Origin of the sequence: Streptomyces sp. CB00455 (genome assembly GCF_001905445.1) — a bacterium.
Lineage (GTDB): Bacteria > Actinomycetota > Actinomycetes > Streptomycetales > Streptomycetaceae > Streptomyces.
Genome location: NZ_LIVQ01000001.1, coordinates 1,221,262 through 1,246,271 on the forward strand (window position 1 = coordinate 1,221,262; position 25,010 = coordinate 1,246,271).

Annotated in this window: 20 protein-coding genes and 1 pseudogene; 5 read left to right on the forward strand and 16 right to left on the reverse strand. The window is 71.1% G+C overall.

What is annotated here, in order from left to right; genetic code table 11:
- Window positions 1-60: 60 nt before the first annotated feature.
- The 5 genes from pucL to AMK16_RS05605 form a co-directional block, all read right to left on the reverse strand.
- The gene (gene pucL / locus AMK16_RS05585; protein ID WP_073909267.1) at window positions 61-984 is read right to left on the reverse strand and encodes a factor-independent urate hydroxylase; all 924 of its coding nucleotides are present in this window, start codon (window positions 982-984) and stop codon (window positions 61-63) included.
- 2 nt (window positions 985-986) lie between these two features.
- Entirely contained in the window at window positions 987-1,391 is a 405-nt protein-coding gene (gene uraH / locus AMK16_RS05590) for a hydroxyisourate hydrolase (RefSeq protein ID WP_073909269.1), read from the reverse strand.
- Window positions 1,392-1,394: 3 nt separating this feature from the next.
- Window positions 1,395-1,910, reverse strand: a complete 516-nt coding sequence (uraD, locus tag AMK16_RS05595) for a 2-oxo-4-hydroxy-4-carboxy-5-ureidoimidazoline decarboxylase (protein WP_073909271.1) — start codon at window positions 1,908-1,910, stop codon at window positions 1,395-1,397.
- Window positions 1,911-2,064: 154 nt separating this feature from the next.
- Window positions 2,065-2,448 carry a helix-turn-helix domain-containing protein gene (locus AMK16_RS05600; RefSeq protein WP_073909273.1) on the reverse strand — a complete coding sequence of 128 codons (384 nt, stop codon included), beginning with the start codon at window positions 2,446-2,448 and terminating at the stop codon, window positions 2,065-2,067.
- Window positions 2,445-2,696, reverse strand: coding sequence for a thiamine-binding protein (locus tag AMK16_RS05605; RefSeq protein ID WP_073909275.1), 252 nt, complete (start codon window positions 2,694-2,696; stop codon window positions 2,445-2,447). Before AMK16_RS05605 ends, AMK16_RS05600 begins: the two co-directional genes overlap by 4 nt.
- A gap of 125 nt (window positions 2,697-2,821) precedes the next feature.
- On the opposite strand from AMK16_RS05605, the gene AMK16_RS05610 reads away from it, so the two are divergent.
- The 3 genes from AMK16_RS05610 (at window position 2,822) to AMK16_RS05620 (ending at window position 6,339) form a co-directional block, all read left to right on the forward strand.
- Entirely contained in the window at window positions 2,822-3,655 is an 834-nt protein-coding gene (locus AMK16_RS05610; protein WP_073909277.1) for a TIM barrel protein, read from the forward strand.
- Window positions 3,656-3,730: 75 nt separating this feature from the next.
- Window positions 3,731-4,630 (forward strand): 2-hydroxy-3-oxopropionate reductase, encoded by a 900-nt coding sequence (locus AMK16_RS05615; protein WP_073909279.1) that lies wholly within the window; start codon window positions 3,731-3,733, stop codon window positions 4,628-4,630.
- A 251-nt stretch (window positions 4,631-4,881) separates the two neighbouring features.
- Window positions 4,882-6,339: a catalase gene (locus AMK16_RS05620; RefSeq protein WP_073909281.1), complete on the forward strand. Its 1,458-nt coding sequence runs from the start codon at window positions 4,882-4,884 to the stop codon at window positions 6,337-6,339.
- 764 nt (window positions 6,340-7,103) lie between these two features.
- Here AMK16_RS05620 and gcl read toward each other — a convergent pair.
- Window positions 7,104-8,891 (reverse strand): glyoxylate carboligase, encoded by a 1,788-nt coding sequence (gene gcl, locus AMK16_RS05625; RefSeq protein ID WP_073909283.1) that lies wholly within the window; start codon window positions 8,889-8,891, stop codon window positions 7,104-7,106.
- Window positions 8,892-9,152: 261 nt separating this feature from the next.
- On the opposite strand from gcl, the gene AMK16_RS05630 reads away from it, so the two are divergent.
- Together AMK16_RS05630 and AMK16_RS05635 are read left to right on the forward strand one after the other, a co-directional pair.
- On the forward strand, window positions 9,153-9,959 hold the full coding sequence (locus AMK16_RS05630; protein ID WP_073909285.1) for a hypothetical protein: 807 nt from the start codon (window positions 9,153-9,155) through the stop codon (window positions 9,957-9,959).
- 183 nt (window positions 9,960-10,142) lie between these two features.
- Entirely contained in the window at window positions 10,143-10,631 is a 489-nt protein-coding gene (locus AMK16_RS05635) for a glutathione peroxidase (protein ID WP_073909287.1), read from the forward strand.
- A 96-nt stretch (window positions 10,632-10,727) separates the two neighbouring features.
- Here AMK16_RS05635 and AMK16_RS05640 read toward each other — a convergent pair whose 3' ends face one another.
- From AMK16_RS05640 to AMK16_RS05690, 10 genes and pseudogenes are all read right to left on the reverse strand, one after another.
- Window positions 10,728-12,272 (reverse strand): AMP-binding protein, encoded by a 1,545-nt coding sequence (locus AMK16_RS05640; protein ID WP_073909289.1) that lies wholly within the window; start codon window positions 12,270-12,272, stop codon window positions 10,728-10,730.
- A gap of 119 nt (window positions 12,273-12,391) precedes the next feature.
- Window positions 12,392-12,955: pseudogene (locus AMK16_RS05645) on the reverse strand (DNA glycosylase AlkZ-like family protein); the annotation flags it as partial.
- Window positions 12,956-13,112: 157 nt separating this feature from the next.
- Window positions 13,113-13,703 (reverse strand): GNAT family N-acetyltransferase, encoded by a 591-nt coding sequence (locus AMK16_RS05655; protein WP_073909291.1) that lies wholly within the window; start codon window positions 13,701-13,703, stop codon window positions 13,113-13,115.
- Window positions 13,704-13,837: 134 nt separating this feature from the next.
- Entirely contained in the window at window positions 13,838-16,738 is a 2,901-nt protein-coding gene (locus tag AMK16_RS05660) for an NHLP bacteriocin export ABC transporter permease/ATPase subunit (protein ID WP_073910583.1), read from the reverse strand.
- A 136-nt stretch (window positions 16,739-16,874) separates the two neighbouring features.
- Window positions 16,875-19,166, reverse strand: coding sequence for an NHLP family bacteriocin export ABC transporter peptidase/permease/ATPase subunit (locus AMK16_RS05665; protein WP_073909293.1), 2,292 nt, complete (start codon window positions 19,164-19,166; stop codon window positions 16,875-16,877).
- Entirely contained in the window at window positions 19,163-19,969 is an 807-nt protein-coding gene (locus AMK16_RS05670) for an HlyD family efflux transporter periplasmic adaptor subunit (RefSeq protein WP_073909295.1), read from the reverse strand. Before AMK16_RS05670 ends, AMK16_RS05665 begins: the two co-directional genes overlap by 4 nt.
- 122 nt (window positions 19,970-20,091) lie before the next feature.
- On the reverse strand, window positions 20,092-20,331 hold the full coding sequence (locus tag AMK16_RS05675; protein WP_073909297.1) for a hypothetical protein: 240 nt from the start codon (window positions 20,329-20,331) through the stop codon (window positions 20,092-20,094).
- A gap of 429 nt (window positions 20,332-20,760) precedes the next feature.
- Entirely contained in the window at window positions 20,761-22,473 is a 1,713-nt protein-coding gene (locus tag AMK16_RS05680) for a glycerol-3-phosphate dehydrogenase/oxidase (RefSeq protein WP_073909299.1), read from the reverse strand.
- A 77-nt stretch (window positions 22,474-22,550) separates the two neighbouring features.
- The gene (glpK, locus tag AMK16_RS05685) at window positions 22,551-24,068 is read right to left on the reverse strand and encodes a glycerol kinase GlpK (protein WP_073909301.1); all 1,518 of its coding nucleotides are present in this window, start codon (window positions 24,066-24,068) and stop codon (window positions 22,551-22,553) included.
- 63 nt (window positions 24,069-24,131) lie between these two features.
- Window positions 24,132-24,980 (reverse strand): MIP/aquaporin family protein, encoded by an 849-nt coding sequence (locus tag AMK16_RS05690; RefSeq protein WP_073909303.1) that lies wholly within the window; start codon window positions 24,978-24,980, stop codon window positions 24,132-24,134.
- Between the last annotated feature and the right edge of the window lie 30 nt (window positions 24,981-25,010).

Here is a 25,010-nt window from a genome sequence, read left to right on the forward strand (position 1 = left end):
CACGAAGTGGGGGTGTCGCGCCCCGGGGCCACTGCGGTACCCCGGGGCGCGCGTGCCGTATCAGAGGTTGGTCATGTCCACGGGGATGCGGGCATCGACGCCGTCCCTCAGGACAGTGGCCTCGATCAGACCGTACGGACGGTCCGCGGCGAAGTAGACCTCGTTGTCGTTCTTGAGGCCGAAGGGCTCCAGGTCGACGAGGAAGTGGTGCTTGTTCGGGAGGGAGAAGCGGACCTCGTCGATCTCCGAACGGTGGTTGATGATGCGCGAACCCATCTGGTAGAGGGTCTGCTGCAGCGAAAGGGAGTAGGTCTCCGCGAAGGCCTGGAGCATGTGCTTCCTGGTCTCGGCGTAGGACTTCTCCCACTGGGGCATCCGCTGCTCGTCGTCCGACCAGTTGAAGCGCCAGCGGGCCGACACCTGGGTGGCCAGGATGCGGTCGTAGGCTTCCTTCAGCGTCGTGTACTTGTCCTTCACGTAACCCCAGAACTCGGAGTTCGTGGAGTTCATGACGACCAGGTCCTTGAGGCCGGAGATGACCTCCCAGTTCTGCCCGTCGTAGGTGATCTGGGTGACGCGGGTCTCCATGCCCTGCCGGACGAAGGAGTGGTTCACCTCGTCGGAACCGATGAACCGGGAGTTGGCGTCCGACGTGGCGATCCGGTCCCAGGCGTACTCCTCGATCCGGATGCGCGCCTTCTGGATCGGCTCCTGGCTGCCCACGAACCAGCGGGCCAGGTGGATGCCGAACTGCTCGGCGGACTCGATGCCGTGTTCCTTGGCGAAGGCGTACACCGTGTTCTTGGTGGTGTCCGTCGGCAGGACGTTGGCGTTCGAGCCGGAGTAGTGGACGTCGTCCATGTCGCCGGAGAGGGCGACCGAGACGTTCAGGTCCTTGATGTGGTGGGTGTCGCCGTCCCGCGTGATCTTGACGACGCGGTTCTCTGCCTTGCCGTACTGGTTCTGGCCCAGAATCGTGGCCATGACTAGCTCCCTCGGTAAACGGAGTAGCCGAACGGGTTGAGCAGCAGCGGTACGTGGTAGTGCTCGCCGGGGGTGACTGCGAAGGTGATCGTCACTTCCGGGAAGAACGCACCGCTGTCCCTTACGCGGGGGGCGTCCTGCTGCGCCTCGGCTTGCTTCTTGGAACGGTGCTCACTGAAGAAGTACGTCTCGGTCTCGAAGTCGAGACGTACGTGGGTGGTGCCCTCCGGCAGCGCCGGCAGGTCCTTGCAGCGCCCGTCCGCATCGGTGGCGGAGCCACCCAGGGCCGCCCACTCGCCGGCCGGACCCGTGCGGGCCGACAGGGAGATGGCGACGCCCTCGGCGGGCTTGCCGATGCTGGTGTCCAGGATGTGCGTGGACACCGACGCGGTGGTCTCGGTGCTCATGGTTCACGCTCCTTGTGCGGGTGCGGCCAGGCGGGTCAGGCGGATCCTGTTGATTTTGACGAGCTCGCCGCGCGCGATCTCTCGCTCCTGCTCCGGCGAGTGGTCGATCCGTACCTTGACCGCGTCCCGCATGAACTCACCGGTCGCGCCGGTGGCACAGATGAGGAAGACGTGGCCGAACTTCTCCTGGTAGGCCAGGTTCAGTTCGAGGAGCTCGTTCTTGAGCTCCGCCGAGGCGCCGGCCATGCCACGCTGCTCGCGGGCGGAGGTCGGGTCTCCCGGCTTCGGCCGGCCGATCGGCGCGTGGCCTCCCATGGCTTCGCCCAGGTCCTCGGCGGTGAGCTCCGCCATGGCGGACTCGTTGGCCGCGAACAGGGACTCGACGCTGGAGAAGGGGCGCCGGGCGAGCATTTTGGCGCCCCATGCCGAACTGGCGCACACCTCGTGGAGCTCGGCCGCGGCCGCGCTGTCGTCCAGGGTGTTGAACCGGGCGAGACCCGGTGTCGGACTCGAAGTCACGGTAGGCCTCCGTGGCCTGTTGTTGCTTTGACGGGCTGCGCATAGCTAACGCCCTCCACCACACGGCGTCAACACTTTGTTGAAACTTCCCGTATACAAAAGCCGCCGCCCGGATGAATCGGGCGGCGGCTCGTCACCGTGCGTCAAGCAGCGTTCACGCTTGGCTGTTCTTGTTGGCGTTTTCCCTGTTCAGGTAGTTGTAGACCGTGAACCGGCTGACGCCGAGGGCGCCCGCGACCGTCTCCACGCCGTGCCGGACGGAGAAGGCGCCGCGCGCCTCCAGTATCCGGACCACGTCCTGCTTGGACTTCCGGTCCAACTGGGACAGCGGCACGCCGTGCCGGCGCTCCAACGCCGCCAGGATGTGGTCCAGGGAGTCCGAGAGCTGGGGCAGCCGGACGGCCAGCAGGTCCTGACCCTCCCAGCTGAGCACGACATCGTCGGGCTGCGCCAGGGCGGGGTCCATCAGCTCGCCGCCCATGGCGTCCACCAGCGGCTTGACCGCGGCGATGAAGGGGTGGTCGCGGGGCTCGGTCACGGCGCGCCCTCCCCGATGACGTTGACCTGGAGCGACACGCGGGTGGCGCCGGACTCCAGACAGTCGCGCAGCAGCGCGCCCACCGCGTCCAGCACCCGGCCGGCCTCCCCCTCCGCGGTGTTGCCGAAGGGGCCGACGTCCACCGCGTCCAGCTGGGCCTTCTGGATGACCTCGCGGGCGGCCACGGCATGGGCAGGGGCCTCTTCGAGATCGAAGGGCTCGGTCGTGAACTCCACTCTCAATCGCACGCGGTCAAGCTACCCCCCGGTCAGGATTTTTCGGCAGTCCGCACTTGACATCGGCGCGGAAGCCCATGCAGTCTTCCATCAAGCAGAAAACAACTTCCGCAATACGGAAGGAGCGCACACCCTTCATGGGATACACGGACCAGCGCTTCGATGTGAACCTGTCGATCCTCTTCACGGAACTCCCGCTCCTGGAGCGTCCCGCGGCTGCCGCCGCGGCGGGCTTCACGGCGGTCGAGCTGTGGTGGCCCTGGATCGAGACCCCCACCCCCGCACAGGAGGAGCTCGACGCCCTCAAGAAGGCTCTTGAGGACGCCGGCACCCAGCTGGTGGGCCTGAACTTCTACGCCGGGCAACTGCCGGGACCGGACCGCGGCGCAGTGTCGGTTCCCGGTGCGGAGTCGGAACGTTTCAACGCCAACGTCAACGTGGCGGCGGACTTCGCCGCCTCGGTCGGCTGCAAGGCGCTGAACGCCCTTTACGGCAACCGCGTCGACGGCGTGGACCCGGCGGTCCAGGACGAACTCGCGCTGAAGAACCTGGTCGTGGCCGCCGAGGCCGCGCACCGCGTCGGCGCGGTCCTCCTGATCGAGACCCTCAACAAGCCCGAGTCGCCGCTCTACCCGCTGGTGAGCGCCCCGGCCGGCATCGAGGTGGTGGACAAGGTCAACGAGGCCACCGGCCTCGGGAACGCCAAGTTCCTGCTCGACCTGTACCACCTGGCGATGAACGATGAGGACCTCTGTGAGGTCATCGAAAAGTACGCCGCCAAGACCGGCCACGTCCAGATCGCGGACAAGCCGGGGCGGGGCGCCCCCGGTACCGGCGGGCTGCCCCTCGAAGAGCTGCTCGACCAGCTGAAGAAGGCCGGTTACGACGGCTACGTGGGCCTGGAGTACAAGGCCGCCGACGCCGCCGCGTCCTTCGGGTGGCTGCCGGCCGAGGCCCGCGCCGCGCAGTAGGCCGACAAAGTCCAGGCGATCCGCCAGGCACGTCACGAACTTTTCGTACGAAGCATGAACAGAAGGACCCTCATCATGAGCAACCCCGCTGCGCTCCCGTCGATTGCCTGGATCGGTCTCGGAATCATGGGCTCCCCCATGGCCGAGAACCTCCTGAAGGCGGGCTACCCGGTCACCGGCTTCACGCTGGAGCAGGACAAGCTGGACCGCCTGGCCGCCGCCGGCGGCACCGCGGCCGGCTCGATCGCCGAGGCCGTCAGGGACGCCGACGTCATCATCACGATGGTGCCCGCCTCCCCGCAGGTCGAGGCCATCGCCTACGGCGCGGACGGCATCCTGGAGAACGCCAGGTCCGGTGCGCTGGTCATCGACATGTCGTCGATCACCCCGCAGACCTCCGTCGACCTGGCAGCGAGCGCCGCCGAGAAGGGCATCCGCGTCATCGACGCCCCGGTGTCCGGCGGCGAGGCCGGCGCCATCGAGGCCGTCCTGTCGATCATGGTGGGTGGTGAACAGGCCGACTTCGACGAGGCCCTGCCGATCCTCGAAGCCCTCGGCAAGACCATCGTGCTCTGCGGTCCGCACGGTTCGGGCCAGACGGTCAAGGCCGCCAACCAGCTCATCGTCGCGGTGAACATCCAGGCGTGCGCCGAGGCCGTCGTCTTCCTGGAGAAGTCCGGTGTGGACCTCCGGGCCGCCCTGGACGTCCTCGGCGGCGGTCTGGCCGGCTCCACGGTCCTGGCCCGCAAGAAGGACAACTTCCTGAACCGCGACTTCAAGCCCGGCTTCCGGATCGACCTGCACCACAAGGACATGGGCATCGTCACGGACGCCGCCCGCAACGTCGGCGCCGCCCTTCCGGTCGGTGCGGTCGTCGCCCAGCTGGTCGCCTCGCTGCACGCCCAGGGCGACGGCGGCCTGGACCACTCCGCGCTGCTGCGCGCCGTCGAGCGCCTCTCCGGCTCGCAGGTCTGACCGTCCGGGTCCGCGGCCCGCTCACCGGCCCGCACCCACCCCGCCCCGGGGGCAACTCCCCGCGGGCGCCCGAGTCTCCGGATGGTGCCGGTGCTGACACCTGTCCTGTCGCGCCCAAGTGCCGGCACCGTCCGGATCACCTCTCCTCATCATTCTTCAACAAACTGTTGACGTTGAGTTCACGCCGAAATTAGGCTGTTCCGCATGACGGAAGGCACTTTCCGTCGCAGTTACCCGTACGGAAGGTCACCATGTCGAAGCGCACGCTGACGACCGAGTCCGGCGCCCCGGTCGCCGACAACCAGAACTCCGCCACCGCCGGCGTCGGTGGCCCGCTCCTGGTCCAGGACCAGCAGCTCCTCGAGAAGCTCGCCCGCTTCAACCGCGAGCGCATCCCGGAGCGTGTGGTCCATGCCCGCGGCTCGGCCGCGTACGGCTACTTCGAGGTGACCGACGACGTCACCGCCTACACCAGCGCCGCCTTCCTGAACACGGTCGGCAAGAAGACCGAGACCTTCCTGCGGTTCTCCACCGTGGCGGACTCGCTCGGCGGTGCGGACGCGGTACGCGACCCGCGCGGTTTCGCGCTGAAGTTCTACACCGAAGAGGGCAATTACGACCTCGTCGGCAACAACACCCCGGTGTTCTTCATCAAGGACCCGATCAAGTTCCCCGACTTCATCCACTCCCAGAAGCGCGACCCCTTCACGGGCAAGCAGGAGCCGGACAACGTCTGGGACTTCTGGGCGCACTCCCCCGAGGCGACGCACCAGATCACCTGGCTGATGGGTGACCGCGGCATCCCCGCGTCCTACCGTCACATGAACGGCTACGGCTCCCACACCTACCAGTGGACCAACGAGTCGGGCGAAGCCTTCTTCGTCAAGTACCACTTCAAGACGAACCAGGGCATCCGCTGCCTGTCCTCCGAGCAGGCCGCCGAGGTCGTCGGCAGCGACGCCAACTCGCACCAGACCGACCTGCTCCAGGCCATCGAGCGCGGCGTGAACCCGAGCTGGACCCTCTACGTCCAGATCATGCCCGCCGCCGAGGCCGCGGACTACCGCTTCAACCCGTTCGACGTCACCAAGGTGTGGCCGCACGCCGACTACCCGCTGCAGCGGGTGGGCCGCCTGGTCCTCGACCGCAACCCGGACAACGTCTTCGCCGAGGTCGAGCAGGCCGCCTTCTCCCCGAACAACTTCGTCCCCGGCATCACCGCCTCGCCGGACAAGATGCTCCAGGGCCGCCTCTTCGCCTACGCCGACGCCCAGCGCTACCGCCTCGGTGTGAACCACACCCTGCTGCCGGTCAACGCCCCGAAGGCGACCAAGGCCGACAACTACGGCCGCGACGGTGTCATGGCGCTGCGCAACGGCTCGCGCCACGACAAGAACTACGAGCCCAACTCGTACCAGGGCCCGGTCGAGACCGGTCTCGCGCTCGGCGCCCCGAAGGCCGTCTCCGGCTACACGGGCACCCACGAGACCCCGGCCCACACCAAGGACGACGACTTCTTCCAGGCCGGCGAGCTCTACCGTCTGATGTCGCAGGCCGAGAAGCAGCGTCTGGTGGCGAACATCGCCGGTGGCCTGTCCCAGGTCACCCTCGAAGACGTCATCGAGAAGAACCTGGCTCACTTCCACGCCGCCGACGCCGACTACGGCAAGCGCGTCGAGGAGGCCGTCCGCGCCCTGCGCGACGCCTGAGCCGATCAGCTGTACCCGGGGCCTGACGGGAGGTCATGCCCCGGGTGCGGAGCCCGGACCGCGGACCCGGATGAGGGGTGGTGCGCGGTGCGGGCCAACTGCGCCAGCCCCTGCGGCTGGCGCCGCGTGAGGACCGTGGCGGGCGTGCGAGCCAGTGCGGTGGTCATGGGTTCGCAAGGCCCGTCTCTTGACCTGAGGGAGACGGCGCCGGAGTTCTCGTCGCCGCCCGCCACGGTCCCGGCCACTCCTCCTCCGTACCGGGGCCGCGCACGAAAGCGCCCTGTTCGCCGAGGAGCCTTCCACTCCGCCCGGCGGTGCGAACGTCCTGTCGCGCCAGCCTCGCTCCGTCGGGCGGTCGCACCAGAGCGCCGGGTCACGGACGGTCCCGTGACCCGGCGCTTTGACGTGCCCCGGCGCCGTCCTGTCCGCACGGCCCTGCCGGCCGCGCCTGTCCGCGCCTGTCCGCGACGGCCCCGCCTCCCGGTCGGCGTTGGCGGCCGAGGCCGGGTCTCCACCGCGCTCGCCCACGACCACTTCAAGGACCGGGCCGGCCTGGTCCGGCGCACCCCGGCCTTGGCGAGCGACCGCGCCACCGCCCGTAACGGCGGCGCCCCCGAGGGCGCGCGGGGACCCGTACGGCACGTACTGCCGTACCGCTCCCCTCCGTACCGACCCTCCCACCGGCAAGACCCCCGCTCCTCCTCACGGAGGGACGGGGGTCTTGCCGGTACTGGGGCCGTCCGGCGGGCCGGGGCGGCGGACGGTCAGACCGCGAGGGCCTTGATCGCGGTCGGGGCGTGGCCCCGCTCGGTCGCGAGCTCCTCGAACTCGGTGACGTCGCTCATGTCGACCGTCTTGCTCATCGAAATGTTGGTGACGCGCTCCAGGATGGCCTCGACGACGACCGGGACCTGGAACTCCTGCGCCAGCTTCTTGGCCTGCTCGAAGGCGGCGCCCAGCTCGTTCGGGTCGGTGACGCGGATCGCCTTGACGCCCAGACCTTCGGCGACCTTGACGTGGTCGACGCCGTAGACGCCGATCTCCGGGGTGTTGATGTTCTCGAATTCGAGGTTCACCTCGAAGTTGATGCCCAGACCGCCCTGCGCCTGACGGATCAGGCCCAGGTAGGCGTTGTTCACGAGGACGTGGACGTAGGGGACCTTGTGCTGCGCCGCGACCGCGAGCTCCTCGATCATGAACTGGAAGTCGTAGTCGCCGGACAGCGCGACGATCGGCGTCTCCGGGTCCGCGGTGGCGGCACCGATCGCGGCCGGGATGGTCCAGCCGAGGGGGCCGGCCTGACCGCAGTTGATCCAGTTGCGCGGACGGTAGACGTGCAGCATCTGCGCGCCGGCGATCTGGGAGAGGCCGATGGTGGTGACGTAGCGCGTCTCCGGGCCGAAGGCCTTGTTCATCTCCTCGTACACGCGCTGCGGCTTCATCGGGATGTTGTCGAAGTGCGTACGGCGCAGCAGGGTCGCCTTGCGCTCCTGGGCGGATTCCGCCCAGGCGGAGAAGTCGGGCAGCCTCCCCTCCGCCTTGAGCTCCTTCGCGATCTCGACGAAGAGCACCAGCGCGGCCTTGGCGTCGGAGGCGATGCCGAAGTCCGGGGCGAAGATCTTGCCGATCTGGGTGGGCTCGATGTCGACGTGGACGAACTTGCGGTCGCCGATGTACGCGTCGAGGTTGTAGCCCGTGTGGCGGTTGGCCCAGCGGTTGCCGATGCCGAGGACGAAGTCCGACTCCAGGAAGGTCGCGTTGCCGTAGCGGTGCGAGGTCTGCACACCGACCATGCCGGCGCTCAGCGCGTGGTCGTCGGGGATGGTGCCCCAGCCCATGAGGGTGGAGATGACCGGGATGTTGGTCAGCTCGGCGAACTCGACCAGCAGGTCGCAGGCGTCGGCGTTGATGATGCCGCCGCCGGCGACGATCAGCGGGCGCTCGCACTCCAGCATGAACCGCAGGGCCTTCTCGGCCTGGGCGCGGGTGGCCTGCGGCTTGTAGACCGGCAGCGGCTCGTAGGTCTCCGGGTCGAACTCGATCTCGGTCAGCTGGACGTCGATCGGGAGGTCGATCAGGACCGGGCCCGGCCGGCCGGAGCGCATGAGGTGGAAGGCCTGCTGGAAGACGCCGGGGACCTGCGCCGCTTCCAGGACGGTGGTGGCGGCCTTGGTGACCGGCTTGGCGATCGAGGCGATGTCGACGGCCTGGAAGTCCTCCTTGTGGAGCTTCGCGACCGGGGCCTGGCCGGTGATGCAGAGGATCGGGATCGAGTCGGCGATCGCCGAGTACAGACCGGTGATCATGTCCGTGCCGGCCGGGCCCGAAGTACCGATGCAGACGCCGATGTTGCCCGCCTTGGCACGCGTGTAGCCCTCGGCCATGTGCGAAGCGCCCTCCACGTGGCGGGCCAGGGTGTGCTTGATGCCGCCCACGTTCTTGAGCTCGCGGTAGAACGGGTTGATCGCAGCACCGGGCACGCCGAACGCTTGCCCGACACCCTCACGCTTGAGGATCTCAACTGCGGCAGCGGCGGCTGTCATACGAGGCATCTGGTTCTCCTGCGGGTCCGACGGTCAGGCTTTTCCGTAATGCGGAAGTATTGTTCTGCTATACGGAACAAGCTAAGCGGAGGCTCCACACACGTCAAGGCGGTCCGGGACCCCCGATGGCACCAAAAGCCGGGCCCGGCTCCGTCTGTTGCACAGAGCCCGGGCGCACCGGCAGCGGTGATCCGCGGCCTTCCGCCCCCCTCGCGGTCGCCGGTGGTGGACCATGGACCCACGCGCGGCGACGGAGGGGGTCCAGGTCTCATGGCGGAAGCGGTACCGGTGCGCTGCCCGGCGTGCCTGCGCGAGAACGGCTACACCGCTCCCGTCTTCCCGTGCGCCTGCGGCAGCCCGGTGCGTCCGCCGCTGGACCTGACCGCGCCGCCCGTGGCGCTGACGCACCGGACCTGGTCGGACAGCTGGGTGGCGGTGCGCTGCGGGTCCTGCGGCCGGGAGGGCGAGTGGCCGCACCCTGAGCTGGGGTGCGGATCGTGCGGGACGGTGGTGCGGATCCCGGTCCACCCTGTGGAGCGCCCCGCGCCGGGGACGCCGGCGGGACCCGGCCGGGGCGACGGGTTGCGAGAGGACCGTCCGGACCGGCGCCGGGGCCGCGTCGAGGACCACCGCGGGGGTCTCCCGGCGCACATACCGCTCCCGCCGACGGCTCCTGGGCCGCGGCCCGCTTTCCGGCCGGTGACCATCCGTACGGCCCGCGATGCGGTGGCCACCGCCGCGCTGTACCTGCGCTGGCTCGGCTTCCCGGACGTGCGGCAGCCCGACGGGCGCCCGGTTCCGTCGGCGGTCGTGGACCTGCGGGCCCCGGGGCTGGTCGCCCAAGTGGACCCGACCACCGCGCCGGCCGGGCTGCGGGCGGTGGAGTGCGTCTGGCTGAACGGGCTCACGGCCTCCGCGACCAGCGTCTACTTCTCCCTGGCCGGCTACACGCAGGAAGCGCGGGCCCGTGCGGACGACCTCGGCGTACCGCTCTTCGTCATGGACCTCACGGGGATGCCGCAGCCGGTCAACGACCCGGCGGACGAGCTGATGGGGCCGGACCCCCGGGACGCCTGAGCCGGGACGCCTGAGCCGGCACGCCGGTCCGCCGGGCGGGAGAATGTCCGGCGAGAGGTCGGCGGGGGGCCCGTCGAGGGCCCTGGCGGAACGCCCCGCGGGGGCTCGGCGGGACGCCCGGGAGGGGCTCGGCCGGGATCACCTACGCTCGGAGGCGTCATCCGCTTCCGCCAGGAGAGCCCCATGAGTCTTTACGACATCCCGCTGACCACGCTGTCCGACGAGCCCACCAGCCTCGGCGCCCACAAGGGCAAGGTGATCCTGCTCGTGAACACCGCCTCGCAGTGCGGGCTCACCCCGCAGTACTCGGGTCTCGCCCGGCTGCAGTTCGCCTACGAGGAGAAGGGCTTCACCGTCATCGGCGTGCCCTGCAACCAGTTCGGCGAGCAGGAGCCCGGCAGCGCCGAGGACATCCAGACCTTCTGCGCGGCCGGTTTCGGCGTCACCTTCCCCATGCTGGAGAAGTCCGAGGTCAACGGCGAGAACCGGCACCCGCTCTACCAGGAGCTGGTGAAGGTCCCCGACGCCGAGGGTGCGGCCGGCGACGTCCAGTGGAACTTCGAGAAGTTCCTGATCTCCCCCGCCGGCGAGGTCGTCGCGCGCTTCCGCCCGCGCACCGAGCCGGAGTCCCCCGAGGTCGTCGCCGCGATCGAGGCGCACCTGCCGGCCTAGCCGGGCCCGCCCGGTCCCGCCCCGCGCCGGGCCGGCGTACGGGGCGGGCGTACGGGAGAGGCGCGGGGGCGGGCCGCGGGGACGGATCGGGCCCGGTCAGTTGACCTCGCGCTCCCGGCCGGACCAGTACGGCTGCCGGAGCTTGAACTTCTGGATCTTGCCGGTGGCCGTGCGCGGGATGGCCTCCAGGAACTCGACCGACGTCGGCGCCTTGTATCCGGCCATCCGTTCCTTGCAGTGGGCGATGATGTCGGCCTCCCCCACCCCTGCCGCCCCCTCGGCGAGGACCACGAGGGCCTTGACCGTCTCGCCCCATTTCTCGTGCGGCACCCCGATCACCGCGACCTCGGCGACCGCCGGATGGCTGAAGATCGTGTCCTCCACCTCGATCGAGGACACGTTCTCGCCGCCGGTGATGATCACGTCCTTCTTGCGGTCGGAAATCGTGAGGTGGCCGTCGCCCTCGTCGACGGAGCCTCCGTCACCGGTGTGGAACCAGTCGTCCTCCAGCGCGGCCGCGGTCTCCTGCGGCTTGTCCCAGTAGCCGTCCAGCACGACGTTCGACCGCGCCAGCACCTCGCCCGAACCGGCCACCTTCAGCTTGACCCCGAGCGCGGGCAGCCCGGCGCGCGACAGCTTGCGCGCCCGCTCCTCGGCGGGCAGCTGCGCGTCCTCGGGGCGGGCCCGGTTGAAGGTCAGCAGCGGCGACGTCTCGGTCAGGCCGTAGATCTGCGTGAACTCCCACCCCAGCTCCTCGCCGACCCGCTGGATCATCCTGCTCGGCGGCGGAGCCCCGGCGCAGACGATCCGTACGCGGTCACGGCCCGGGACCTGGCCCTCCCAGGTGGCCGCCGCGTCCAGCACGGCGTTCCACACCGCGGGCGCGCCGCACATGAGCGTGACGCCGTGCTCCTCGACCCGGCGCAGGATCTCGGCGCCGTCCACCTTGCGCAGCACCACCTGCTTGACGCCGAGTCCGGCCATCACGTAGGGCATGCCCCAGCCGTTGCAGTGGAACATCGGCAGCGTGTGCAGGTAGACGTCGCGTTCCCACACGCGGGTGTGGAGGCCGAAGGTGAGTCCGTTGACCCAGATGTTGCGGTGGGTGAGCTGGACCCCCTTGGGGCGGGCAGTGGTGCCCGAGGTGTAGTTGATGGTGGCGGTGGCGTCCTCGTCCGGCTTCGACCAGGGGCGGGGCTCGACGCCGAACCGCATCAGCTCCCCTTCCGTCTGCGTGCCGAGGACGAAGCGGTGGCGCGCCGTGACGCCCGCGAGGGACTCGTCCAGCTCCGGGTCGACCAGCAGGACCGACGCCCCGCTCTGGCGCACCAGGTAGTCGACCTCCTCGGGCCGCAGGCGGAAGTTGACGGGGACGCAGATCCGGCCGCTCATGGGCACGGCGAACAGCAGCTCCAGCATGCGGGCCGAGTTGTGGCTGACCACCGCCACGCGCTCGCCCTCGCCCACGCCGAGCGCGTCGAAGCCCGCCTGCCATGCCCGGACCCGCTCGCCGAGCCGTCCGTAGGTCGACTCGGGGACGGGCGGTCCGGGTTGGTACGGCTCGTCGACGACTCCGGGGCTGGAGGAGAACCCCAGCTCCGCCCGGTCGAGGAAGTCCGTGACGGTCATCGGAATCCGCATGCGCTCTCTCCTGTGTCGCGGGAGGCCACGTGGCGGGGTGGGTCGCCGTGTGGGTGAGTCGGAACCTCAGGTGGTACGGAGTCTGGCATGCCGGCCGCCGCTCGCCCCTCCTCCCGGGCTCAGCGGTCGATCGGTCCGAAGCGTACGGAGGCGGAGCCGTGTCCCTCGTCGTGCGGTCCGCTCATCGCGGCGATCAGCCGCTCGCCCTCGGCGACGATGCCGTCCTTCTGCTCCTCGGCCGTGGCCGACGGGAAGAGCTCCACGGTGATCACGTTCCCCTCCCGGCGCCACAGGCCGGCGAGGAAGCCGTCGACGAGCAGGGTGCAGTGGGCCTGGTTGCCCGTCCAGGTGCGCCCCTTGACCTCGGGGGCGATGACACGGGTCCGGTCGGCGTGCGAGAGCAGGAGGTGGTCGAACTCCGGGAGGAAGCGCGGCGGCGCGGGGGTGCCGGGGTCGGGCCGGGGGGGCGTCGGGCAGGTCGAAGAGCTCCGTCCCGTTCTCGTCGCGCAAGAGCGCCAGGCCCGGACGCAGCCGCTCGAACGCCTCGCGCAGCCGGGTCAGGCCGGCCCAGGTCTGCATGTCCTTGACGGACGGGGCCCGAAGGCGGCGAGGTAGCGCAGGACGACGTCGTCCACGGGCTGCGCCTGCCCGGCGGGCGCGGACAGGGCCCTTCCGGACGTGGTACGCCGCCTGCCGGGAGGCCGGGGGGCGGCTGCTGGACGCGCGCGTGGAGTGGTACGAGCCGCCGGCGGGGCCGGACGGAGCCGCTGCCTGGCTGATGACCGTCACCGTCGCTCCGGGCGACGGCTCCGGCCCCGCCGTGGGCCGTCTGCTCGCGGCTCAGGGGCAGGGGCAGGGGCAGGGCATGCTCATGTAGAGCGCCCGCTCGCCCTCGGACGCGGTGCCCTGGTAGAGGGTGGTGTCCAGGCCGCAGAAGGTGAAGCCCAGACGCCGGTAGGCGTGGATGGCCGGGGCGTTGACGTTGGTGACTTCCAGCCAGACGTGCCCGGCACCCCGCTCACGGCCGAAGTCCACGGCGTGCTCCATCAGGGCGCGGCCGACGCCCCGGCCCCGGTGGCCGGGGGCGACCTCGATGTCCTCGATGGTCAGGCGCCGGTTCCAGGGGGAGCAGGAGACGGCGGCGAAGCCGGCGAGCGTGCCGTCGGCGCCCACGGCCACGAACGTACGGCTGTCGGCGTCCGCCGCGTGCGTGTCGTCGCCGCCGTCGCCGTCGTCACCGCCGTCGTCCGCGGGGAACACCTTGACCAGCGGCGGGTCCACCGGGACCTCGCGGAGGGCGAAGCCGTCCTCGGTCGCGGCCACCTCGAAGACGGTGCTGGTGGTGAAGGAGCCGTCGAGGGCCTCGATGGCCGCGGTGTCCTCGGGGCGGGCGACGTGGAAGTCGTACATCGTGTCATGGGTCGTGGTCATGACCCGAGGCTATGACCGGCCTGCCCGCATGAGGGCTGGTTTCAGCCGGATGGGGCGCAGGCCCGCCCGGGCTTCGGCGGGCACGTCGTGTCCGGGCGTGCGTACGGGCCGGGGCTCCGGCCCCGCGGCCGGGGTCAGCGCAGTTGGCGGCGGACCAGTTCGTGGAAGAGGCCGGACGGGTCGCCCAGCAGGACCGCGGGCGGGCCCTGCTGCACGATGCGGCCCTCCGCCATCACGATCACCCGGTCGGCGTCCATGATCGTGGAGAGCCGGTGGGCGATCACGATGCGGGTGGCGCGCAGGGTGCGGGTGGATTCGATGACCACGCGCTGGGCTTCGTTGTCCAGCGCGCTGGTGGCCTCGTCGAAGAAGAGGATGCGCGGCTTGCGGATGAGGGCCTGGGCGATCATCAGGCGCTGGCGCTGGCCGCCCGAGACGGTGCCGCCGCCGTCGGAGAGCATCGTGTGCATGCCCATCGGCATCGCCTTGAGGTCCTCGGCCAGACCGGCCATCGCGGCGGCTTCCCATGCCTCTTCCAGCGAGAACGTCTCGGCGCCGCAGATGCAGTCGAGGACGGAGCCGGAAAGGGGCTGGGCGTTCTGCAGGACGACCCCGCACTGGCGGCGCACGGCCGTCTGGTCGAGCGCCGCCAGGTCCTGGCCGTCGTAGAGCACACTGCCCTCGCAGGGCCTGTCGAAGCCGATGAGCAGGCGCAGGAGGGTCGACTTCCCGCAGCCGCTGGCGCCGACGATCGCGACGAACTCCCCCGGCCGGACCTGGAGGCTGACGTCGTCCAGGACGAGCGGGCCGTCGTCGGTGTAGCGGTAGGACAGGTTCACGCCCTCGACCGCGCCGGTCAGCGGGCCGGGCCGGGTCCCGGCGCCCCGCACCTCCGGGGCCTCCCGCAGGACCGGCTTGACCTGCTCGAACATCGGCAGCACGGCGACCGCCGAGATCAGCGCGCCGGTCAGCTGCGTGACGGAGGACAGCAGCATCGCGACGGAGGTGCCGAACGTGAGGAACTCGCCGGCCGACAGGGTGCCGCGGGCCGGCCCGGCCAGCAGCATGAACATCACCAGTGTGCACAGCGGCAGGTAGACCGACCCCAGCACCGTGCTGAGGTTTTGCAGCCGGCCGATGCGCTGCTGTAGCTCGCGGGTGCGGGCGAACTCCCTCGCCCAGGCCGCGTAGGCGAAGCTCTCGGCCGCGGCGACGCGCAGTTTGGGCAGCCCGCGCAGGGTCTGGAAGGCCTGGTTGTTGAGCTTGTTGCCGAGCTTGATCAGTCGGCGCTGGTAGCGCAGCTGCCACAGCCCGAGGCCCAGGAAGACCGCCGCGATGACGACCAGCATGGCGAGCGCGGCCATCGCCAGCGGCACGCTGAAGACGAGGAGCAGGACGAGGTTCATCGTGCCGACGGTGCTCGCCTGGACGCAGACCGAGCCGATGCCGGACAGCACCCGGCGGATGGAGCTGATGCTCATGGCCGCACCGGCCAGTTCCCCGGTGGAGCGGCCCGTGAAGAACTTCGTCGGCAGCCGCAGCAGCCGGTCCCATACCGCGGGCTGCAAGGTGGCCTCGATATGGCCTTCCATGCGCAGGATGGAGAGGTTCTGCAGCAGCAGGAAAGCGGCCGAGACGACGCTGGTCGCCATGAGCGCGACGGCGGTCTGCACGATGAGGCCGTTCTCCGCCCCCGGCACGTACTGGCCGAGCACCTTGCCCGTGGCGATGGGCACGAGCGCGCCCAGGACCATGGCGACCAGCCCGCCGAGGAGGAGGCTGCGCAGCTCCGGAAGGGTGCCGTGCAGGCTGAAGCGCAGCAGCCCCGGGAGGGTCACCCGCCCTTCGGGCAGGGGCCGGTAGAACATGACGGCACGCGCCTCGACGGCGGCATTCCCCTCTCCCCGGGCGGCCGTGCCTTCCGTGTGCCCCCCGGCACCGCCCCTGCCGATGCGCTCCCGCGTGCCGGTGGCGGGGTCGACCGCCTCGTAGCCGCCGCGCCGCCACAGCAGGGCCACCGGCGCGCCGTCCTGGGCGCGCCGGCCCACCAGGGGGCCGCTGTTCTCGCGCCACCACCGGCCTTCGAGGCGTACCGCGCGGGTACGGATCCGGGAGGCGAGCGCGATGCGCTCGACGGGGTCGGTCCGCTCGGATCCCGGGGCCTCGCCCGGTTCGCGCAGGGCGATGCCCGCCGCGTCGGCGACCAGGCGGCACACCGCGAAGGTGGCGTCGGTGCCCGCGCCGCCGTGGGCCCGGCGCCCGCCGCGGCCGATGGACGCCAGCAGCGTGCGGTCCGCCTGGCTGCGGGCCGCCCGGCCGGCTTCGATGCCGGCCGCCGTGCGGTCCTCGTGGGTGCGTTCGAGCTGTTCGATCCAGCGGTCCAGCGTGTGCAGCAGCCGGTACTGCTGGTCGACCATGCCCTGCCACACCGCCGGGTCGACCAGGAGGGTGCCCACGGCCTCCGTCTCGTACGCGGCCCCGTACTGCAGACTGCCGGGTGTGAGCTGCATCCACAGGATGTCGTCGTCGGCCCCGTCCCCCGCGGTGGTGGGCCGGCCGTCCAGCGGCGCCTGGTAGAGCACCCTCAGGCCGCGGCCGATGCCCCGCGCGAAGGCCTCTTCGAGGGGGCTCAACTGCCCTTCCGGGAAGCCGTACGCCCCTTGGTCGGCCCACCACCGGCCGTCCTGGAACGCTGTCCCGTACTCAGGTCCCGGCAGTTCCCGCAGCTCGATGCGGCGCAGCCGGCAGCCCTGGAGGGGCCGCCCGACGAGCGTGTGCTCGGGGCCCTGGGCGGGCCCGAGCAGCAGGGTGCCCGTCTCCAGCCGGCCCAGGAAGTGCCAGGGTCCGGCCTGGGCCGCGTCGACGGCGAAGAGGTCCAGCGCGCCGTCGGCGACGAGCCACAGCACGAGCGGGCCCTCCAGCGACAGGCTGCGCAGGCCGGCGCAGTCCACCGGGGCGCCCAGTGCGCCGAGGGCCGCGACGACCGTGTCGGGAGCCGCGCCCTCGATCCGGCCCGGCGGGCCGGCGGCGGGCACGGCCGTACCGCTGCCCGTCACCCCGGTCGGGGCCGTCCCCTGGTACGGGACCGAGTCCGCCGGCGGCTGCCGGTACGCATACGCGTGCGGATACGGCTGCGGTTGCGGCTGCGGCTGCGCGTAAGGGTGCGTCACCTCAGTGCTCCCTGACCAGAGCGGCGTACCGGCCCTGTGCGGCCACCAGTTGTTCGTGCCGCCCGCGTTCCACCACGGCGCCCCGGTCGAGCACGAGGATCTCGTCGCTGTCGCGCACCGTGCTCAGCCGGTGCGCGATGACCACGCAGGCGCACCCGCGCCGGCGCAGGTTGTCGATGATGACCTGCTCGGTGGCCGCGTCCAGGGCGCTGGTCACCTCGTCCAGGACCATGACGCCGGGCCGGCGCACCAGTGCCCGGGCGATCTCCAGGCGCTGGCGCTGGCCGCCGGAGAAGTTCCGCCCGTCCTGCTCGACACGGCTGTGGATGCCGCCGGGCCTGCGCGCGACCACGTCGAGGACGGCGGCGTCCTCCAGGGCGGCGGTGACGGCCTCGTCGGGGACGGAGGGGTCCCACAGCGTGACGTTGTCGCGCACGGTGCCCTCGAAGAGGAAGACGTCCTGGTCGACGAAGGACACGGAGGCCGCGAGGACGCCGCGCGGGATGTCCGCGAGCCGCATCCCGTCGACCCGGATGGTCCCCGCCCAGGGGGTGTAGAGGCCGGATATGAGCCGGGAGACGGTGGATTTGCCGCTGCCGGAGCCGCCGACGAGGGCGACCTGCTGCCCGGGCCCGACCGACAGGGAGAAGTCCTTGAGCAGCGGGGCGTCCAGGGGGCTGTAGCCGAAGGTGACGCCGTCGAGCTCGAGGTGGCCCTTGAGGCGCCGGGTGCCCCCGGCGGGTTCGGGGCGCGCGTAGACCGGGTCGGCCGGGAAGTTCTCGACGTCCCCGAGGCGGGCCACGTCGGCCGCGAAGTCCTGGATCCGTCCGGCGACGCCGCCCAGCCGGGAGACCGGCGCGGTGAAGCTGGTCACCAGCGCCTGGAAGGCGACGAGCAGTCCGACGGTGAGGTGTCCCTCCACCGCCCGCAGGCCGCCGATCATCAGGATCAGGGCGCTGTTGAGGGCCGCCAGCGTGGGCGCGACGATCGCCAGCCAGGCGCTGGGCACCCCGAGCCGCTGCTGCACGTCGAGGGTGACGGCGTGCTGGCCGGCCCAGCGGCGGAAGAAGCCGTTCTCGCCGCCGGTGGCCTTCATCGTCTCGATGAGCTGGAGGCCGCTGTAGGAGGTGTTCGTGAGCCGGGCGTTCTCGGCGCGCAGCATCTGGGTGCCGGTGGCCCGCAAGTGGATCACGATCCGCATGGCCGCCACGTTGAGGAGGGCCACGGCCACGCCGACGAGGGTGAGCTGGGGGTCGTAGGTCCACAGCAGCACCGCGTAGAGCACGATCACCACGGCGTCCACGCCCGCGGCGGTCAGGTCGCGGGCGAGGGTCTCGGCGACCGCGTCGTTGGACTGCAGGCGCTGGACCAGGTCGGCCGGGTTGCGCTGGGCGTAGAAGGAGACGGGGAGGCGCAGCAGGTGCCGCAGGAAGCGGGCGCTGCCCAGGGTGGAGGAGATGATCCGCCCGCGCAGCAGGTTGGCCTGCTGCAGTGCGGTGAGCGTGGCGGTCAGCACGAGGGCGACGGCCATGGACGCGAACAGCACGCCGAGCAGGGACGTCTGCCGTCCGATGAGGAACATGTCGATGTACGTGCGGCTCAGGGCGGGGACGGACGCCCCGACGGCCACCAGCAGGAGGCTGGAGACGACGGCGACGGCCGTGGTGCCCGCGGTGCCGCGCAGGCGGCCCGGTACGGCGCGCAGGACGCCCGGTCTGCGGCCGCCGCGGCGGAAGGCCGGACCGGGTTCGAAGGTGAGCACGACGCCGGTGAAGCTGGTGTCGAACTCCTCCATGGGGACGAACCGGCGCCCCTTGGCGGGGTCGTTGACGTAGACGCCCTTGCGGCCCAGGCGCCGGCCCGTGCCGTCGTAGACGACGTAGTGGTTGAACTCCCAGAAGAGGACGGCCGGTGCGCGCACCTCGGCGAGCGCCGCGAGGTCCATCTGCATGCCCTTGGCCGTCAGCCCGTAGCCGCGTGCGGCCTTCAGCAGGTTGCCGGCGCGTGAGCCGTCGCGGGAGACGCCGCAGGCGATGCGCAGTTCCTCCAGGGGGACGCGGCGGCCGTGATGGGCGAGGATCATGGCGAGGGCGGCGGCCCCGCACTCCACCGCCTCCATCTGCAGCACGGTGGGGGTGCGTACGGTGCGGGGCTTTTTGGTCCGGGGGTCGCGTGCGGGGGCCGGCCGGCGGCGGGCGCCGCCCGTGGGCTCGGGGCGGTGGCGCCGGCGCCCGGCCGCGGGGAGCCTGGGGGCGGGGGCGGGGGCGGGTGTTCCCGGCTGCGGGGCGCTCACGGCAGGAGCCAGTCGGCGGGGCGCTGCGCGGCGAGGTGGACGGCGCCGGTGACGGGCGTGGTGGAGTCGAGGGCGTACGGGGGGCCGCCCGCGGAGGACCACCGGTAGCCGGACTTCGTACGGGAGGAGCGCTCCAGCCGGACGAGGACCGCGACCGGGCTGTCCTGGCGGGAGAACTGTCCGGCGAGTGCGCTGTCGCCGAGGAAGCCGGCGATCTGCGCCGGTGTCTGGGGGGCGTGGCCGACGGCTTCGACACGGCCGCGCAGCGTGCCGAACTCGCTGTGCGGGACGGACTGGACGCTCAGGTCGACGGGGGCGCCCACGGCGATCGTCGCGCTGTCCGCGCCCGGTACGTACAGCACGGCCACCAGCGGCTCGTCGGGGCTCTCCACGCGTTCGACGGTCGCCACGTCGGCGCCGGTCGCGACGACCGAGCCCACCTTGGCGAGCAGGGTGGTCAGCCGGCCGCCGGTGACGGCGCGCACGGGCCGGTCGCCCTGCTCCGTACGGACGTTGAGGAGGGGGGTGCCGGCTGACAGGAGCCGGCCCTGCTCGGCGAGGACCGTGGTGACCTGTCCCGCGACGGGGCTCTGCAGCACGTAACTGCCCGCGGCGTGGGTGAGGATGCCCGGTGCGCTCAGTTTGGAGGAGACGGTGCCGGTCAGGGCCCAGAAGCTCGCGGCGGCCATGACGACGACGGTGACGGCGAGCACGAGCCGCCCCTGCGGGCGCGCGAAGCGCACGGGCATGTCGAGTTCGTCGGGCGATTGCAGCTTGGAAAGAGCCTTTTGGCGAAACTGCACGGACTATTCCTTCAGCGGCATTCGTATCGGTCGGGCCGGGCGTGCGGGCGCCCTTTGGGGCACCCCTGAACCCCGGAGCCGTGGGGGACGCTCCGGAGTTCAGGGCCAAGGGGATATCCCGGTCAGAGACCGGCGATACCGGTGTTCAGGGAAACGCCGGTGGTGCCCGCGACCAGGCCGGGGACGTTGCCGACGAGACCGTGCGCGGCCTGGACGGTGTGGAGGGAGCCCACGACGCCCACGACGTTGCTGACGTCGCTGGTCACGGCGCCGACCAGGCCACCGGAGATGCTGACGAGACCGCCGGAGACGGCGTCCAGCTCGGTGTCGTCGATCTCGCGGGTCTCAAGGTCGTTACGCATTGCGCGCACCTTTCATTTGTCGGGAGGTTTTTCCCGCAGCGGCCCGGCGGCCGGAACTCGGTCGCCTTTTCTCAACTGCTGCGGTGCGCACGATGTAAGCACGTGAACGGGGCGCCGGGCCAATCTCCTTGACGCCCTTTCACGGGCGGACGGCCGCCCCGCAGGACGGCCGTGCAGCTACGTTCACCGAATGATGACGACTTCTTCGCAAGATCGAGTAACAGATATGCGCTACGCGTTCCCTACAAGGAACAGAACAGGACAGACCCGTACGTAACGCACAGGACACATCCGGCATTTCCCCCAGCGGTCGAGGTGGGCGGCGCACGTCATGCACATGATGTGCAGATTCTTGGGAGGCGCGTGGCGTGACGGGCCCTGCACACCGCGTTCACGGCCGGCCCGCGTCCAGGCGGCTCCGCCGGCCCCTCAGCGCGCGGGGATGATGTCGGGGGCGCCGAGCCGGACCGCGTCCGCGGTCAGGTCGTCGGGCTGCTCCTGGGCCTCGCGTTCGGCCGCGACCCGCTTGAGGTAGTGGTCGACCTCGCGCTCCCGCTGGGCCTCGTCCCATTCCAGGTGCGGTGCGATGAGCTCGGCGACGGTGCGTGCCGCGTCCACGCCGCGGTCCCAGGACTCGATGGAGATCCGGGTGCGCCGCGCCAGTACGTCGTCGAGGTGGCGCGCCCCCTCGTGGGTCACCGCGTAGACGGCCTCGACGGCCAGGTAGTCGTCGGAGCTGGGCAGCGGCTCGCCGAGCGCGGGGTCGGCGGCGACCATGGCGAGCAGTTCGTGGACGAGCGAGCCGTACCGGTTGAGCAGGTGCTCGATGCGGGCGACGTGCAGCCCGGAGCGCTCGGCGAGGGTGTGCCGGGAGTTCCACAGCGCCGGGTAGCCGTCGGCGCCGAGCAGCGGCACCCGTTCGGTGATGCACTCGGCGACCTTCTCGTCCAGGCCGCGGGCCGCCTCGTCGACGGCGTCCTTGGCCATCACCCGGTACGTCGTGTACTTGCCGCCGGCGACCACGACCAGCCCGGGGACCGGGTGGGCGACCAGGTGCTCGCGGGACAGCTTGCTCGTCTCCGCCGCCTCGCCGGAGAGCAGCGGGCGCAGGCCCGCGTAGACGCCCTCGACGTCCTGCGCGGCCAGCGGTGTGGTCAGCACGCTGTTGACGTGGTCCAGCAGGTAGGTGACGTCCTTCGAGCTGAGCGCGGGGTGGGCCTTGTCCAGTGTCCAGTCGGTGTCGGTGGTTCCGATGATCCAGTGGCGTCCCCACGGGATCACGAACAGGACGCTCTTCTCGGTGCGCAGGATCAGCCCGGTCCGGGAGTTGATGCGGTCGCGCGGGACCAGCAGGTGGACGCCCTTGGATGCGCGGACGTGGAACTGGCCGCGCGTGCCGGCCATGCTCTGGGTGTCGTCGGTCCACACGCCGGTGGCGTTGATGACCTGCTTGGCCCGCACCTGGGTCTCCTGGCCGGTCTCCAGGTCGGTGACCACGGCGCCCACCACGCGCTCGCCCTGGCGCAGGAAGCGGCTGACGCGGGTGCGGTTGGCCACCAGCGCCCCGTAGGCGGCGGCGGTGCGGGCGAGGAACATGGTGTGGCGGGCGTCGTCGACCTGGGCGTCCCAGTACTGGATCGCCCCGACCAGGGCGTCCGCGCGCAGCGAGGGCGCCTCCCGCAGCGCCTGGCGCTTGAGCAGGTGCCGGTGGAGGGGCAGGCCGCCCCGGGTGCCGGAGGCGGAGGCCATGGCGTCGTACAGCAGGACGCCGGAGCCCACGTACGGCCGCTCCCAGAGCCGGTGTTGCAGCGGGTAGAGGAAGGAGACCGGCCGGACCAGGTGGGGCGCGAGCAGGCCGAGGAGCAGGCCGCGTTCCTTGAGCGCCTCGGCGACGAGGCGGAAGTCCAGCATCTCCAGGTAGCGCAGCCCGCCGTGGATCAGTTTGCTGGAGCGGCTGGACGTGCCCGAGGCCCAGTCCCGGGCTTCGACGAGGCCCACGCGCAGGCCCCGGGTGGCGGCGTCGAGGGCGGCTCCGGAGCCGACGACTCCGCCTCCTACGACGAGAACGTCCAGCTCACCCTGTCCGAGCCGGACGAGGGCCTCCGCGCGTGCCGCGGGCGAGAGAGCCGCCGGGTTCACCATGGTCTCCTCCTCCTGCCGCGCACGGGGGCGTGCGCACCTGGCCGGGGCGCCCCGCGAGGCGCCCCGGCGGGGCGGTCCTATTCGACCTTGGCCCAGTCGAGCGTGCGCTCCACTGCCTTCTTCCAGCCCGCGTAGCCCTCCGCGCGCCGTTCCTCGCTCCACTGCGGCTCCCAGCGCTTGGACTCCTGCCAGTGGGTGCGCAGTTCGTCCGTGTCCCGCCAGAAGCCCGTGGCCAGGCCCGCCGCGTAGGCGGCGCCGAGCGCGGTGGTCTCGGCGACGACCGGCCGGCTGACCGGGACGCCGAGGACGTCGGCCTGGATCTGCATGCACAGGTCGTTGGCGGTGACGCCGCCGTCGACCTTGAGCACGTCCAGGTGGACGCCGGAGTCCTGCTCCATCGCCTCCACGACGTCGCGGCTCTGGTAGCAGATGGATTCCAGGGTGGCCCGCGCCAGGTGGCCGCCGTCGTTGTAGCGGGCGAGGCCGACGATCGCGCCGCGGGCGTCGGAGCGCCAGTACGGGGCGAACAGGCCGGAGAAGGCGGGGACGAAGTAGATGCCGCCGTTGTCCTCGACGGTGCGCGCGAGGCGCTCGCTCTCACCGGCATCGCCGATGATCTTCAGTTGGTCGCGCAGCCACTGCACCGCGGACCCGGTGACGGCGATGGAGCCTTCCAGGGCGTAGATCGCCGGGCTGTCGCCGAACTGGTAGGCCACGGTGGTGAGCAGGCCGTGCTGGGAACGGACCAGTTCGGTGCCGGTGTTGAGCACCAGGAAGTTGCCGGTGCCGTAGGTGTTCTTGGCCTCGCCCGGCGCGTAGCAGACCTGCCCGACCGTGGCGGCCTGCTGGTCTCCGAGCACCCCGGTGATCGGGATGGCGGCGCGCAGCGGGCGCGAGGTGCGGGTGGATCCGTACGCCTCGCGGTGGGAGGACGGGTTGATGGTGGGCAGCATGGCGCGGGGGACGCCGAAGAAGCCGAGGAGTTCGTCGTCCCAGTCGAGGGTCTCCAGGTCCATCAACATCGTGCGGCTGGCGTTGGTGACGTCGGTGGCGTGGATGCCGCCGTCGGGGCCGCCCGTGAGGTTCCACAGCACCCAGCAGTCCGTGTTGCCGAAGAGGGCGTGGCCCTGCTCCGCCGCCTCGCGCACCCCGTCGACGTTCTCCAGGATCCACTGGATCTTGCCGCCGGAGAAGTACGTGGCGGGCGGGAGTCCGGCCTTGCGGCGGATGACGTCGCCCTGGCCCGAGCGGTCGAGCGCCGCGGCGATGGAGTCGGTGCGGGTGTCCTGCCAGACGATGGCGTTGTAGTAGGGGCGGCCGTTGCGGGGGTCCCAGACGACGGTCGTCTCACGCTGGTTGGTGATGCCGATGGCCGCGAGGTCGTCCGGCGACAGGTTTCCGTGCCGGAGCGCGTTCTGGATGACCGAGTTGGTGCGCTCCCATATCTCCACCGGGTCGTGTTCGACCCATCCCGAGCGCGGGAGGATCTGGGAGTGCTCCAGCTGGTGCTTGGCCACCTCGTTGCCGGCATGATCGAAGATCATGAAACGGGTGCTGGTGGTTCCCTGGTCCACCGCGCCGACGAAGTCCGCCATGGGATGCCGCCTCTCGTTGGGGCTCTCCCGGGGCGGCCGGGTCGCGGCCGCCCCGGGAGCCGGTCAGCTCTCGTCCGGGGCCGGGACGCGTCCCGGGGGCTCCGGCTCAGCGGTCGGCAGGAACCGGCCGATGAAGAACTTGTACAGGCTCGCTCCGAGCAGACCACCGATGAACGGACCGATGATCGGCACCCAGAAGTAGAAGTGCCCGTACTGATCCCGCCACGCTCCGCCGTAGCCGGTCAGGAAGCTGGCCAGGCGGGGCCCGAAGTCACGCGCGGGATTGATCGCGTAACCCGCGTTGGTGCCCCACGCCATGCCGATCGCCACGACGATCAGGCCGACGATGAACGGCGCCAGGTTGGCTCCGGGGGGCGTGTTGAGCAGATCGGTGACCGCCAGGATCAACAGCAGCAGGATCGCGGTGCCGATGATCTGGTCGCGCAACGCGCCCCACTCGGTGACCGGCAGGTTCGGGTTGCCGTTGGCGGGCAGCGTCGAGAAAACACCCTGCGTTTTGATGGTGTGGGTGGGGTCCGCCTTCGCCAGCGCCTCGGTGTAGTTCCACCGCACGATCAGGGCCGCCACGAACGCCCCGGCCGTCTGGGCCAGCGCGTACGGAGCCACCTTGCTCCACGGGAATCCCTTGAACGCCGCGAGGGCGACGGTCACCGCCGGGTTGAGGTGCGCGCCGCTCAGGCGCGCCGCCACGTACACGCCCAGGGTGACGCCGAGACCCCAGGCCCAGGCGATGCTGTCGTGGTTGCCGAGGCCGCCGGGGGGATCGGTGAGAGCTCCGCCGGCCACCACCTGGGCGACCACACCGCAACCGAAAAGGATGAGGATCATGGTGCCGGCGAATTCCGCGGAAAGCTCGCCGATCAAACCCGATCGCTTGAGACGCTCAGCCATGGGTGCCCGCTTCCCGCCGGCCCTGGAACG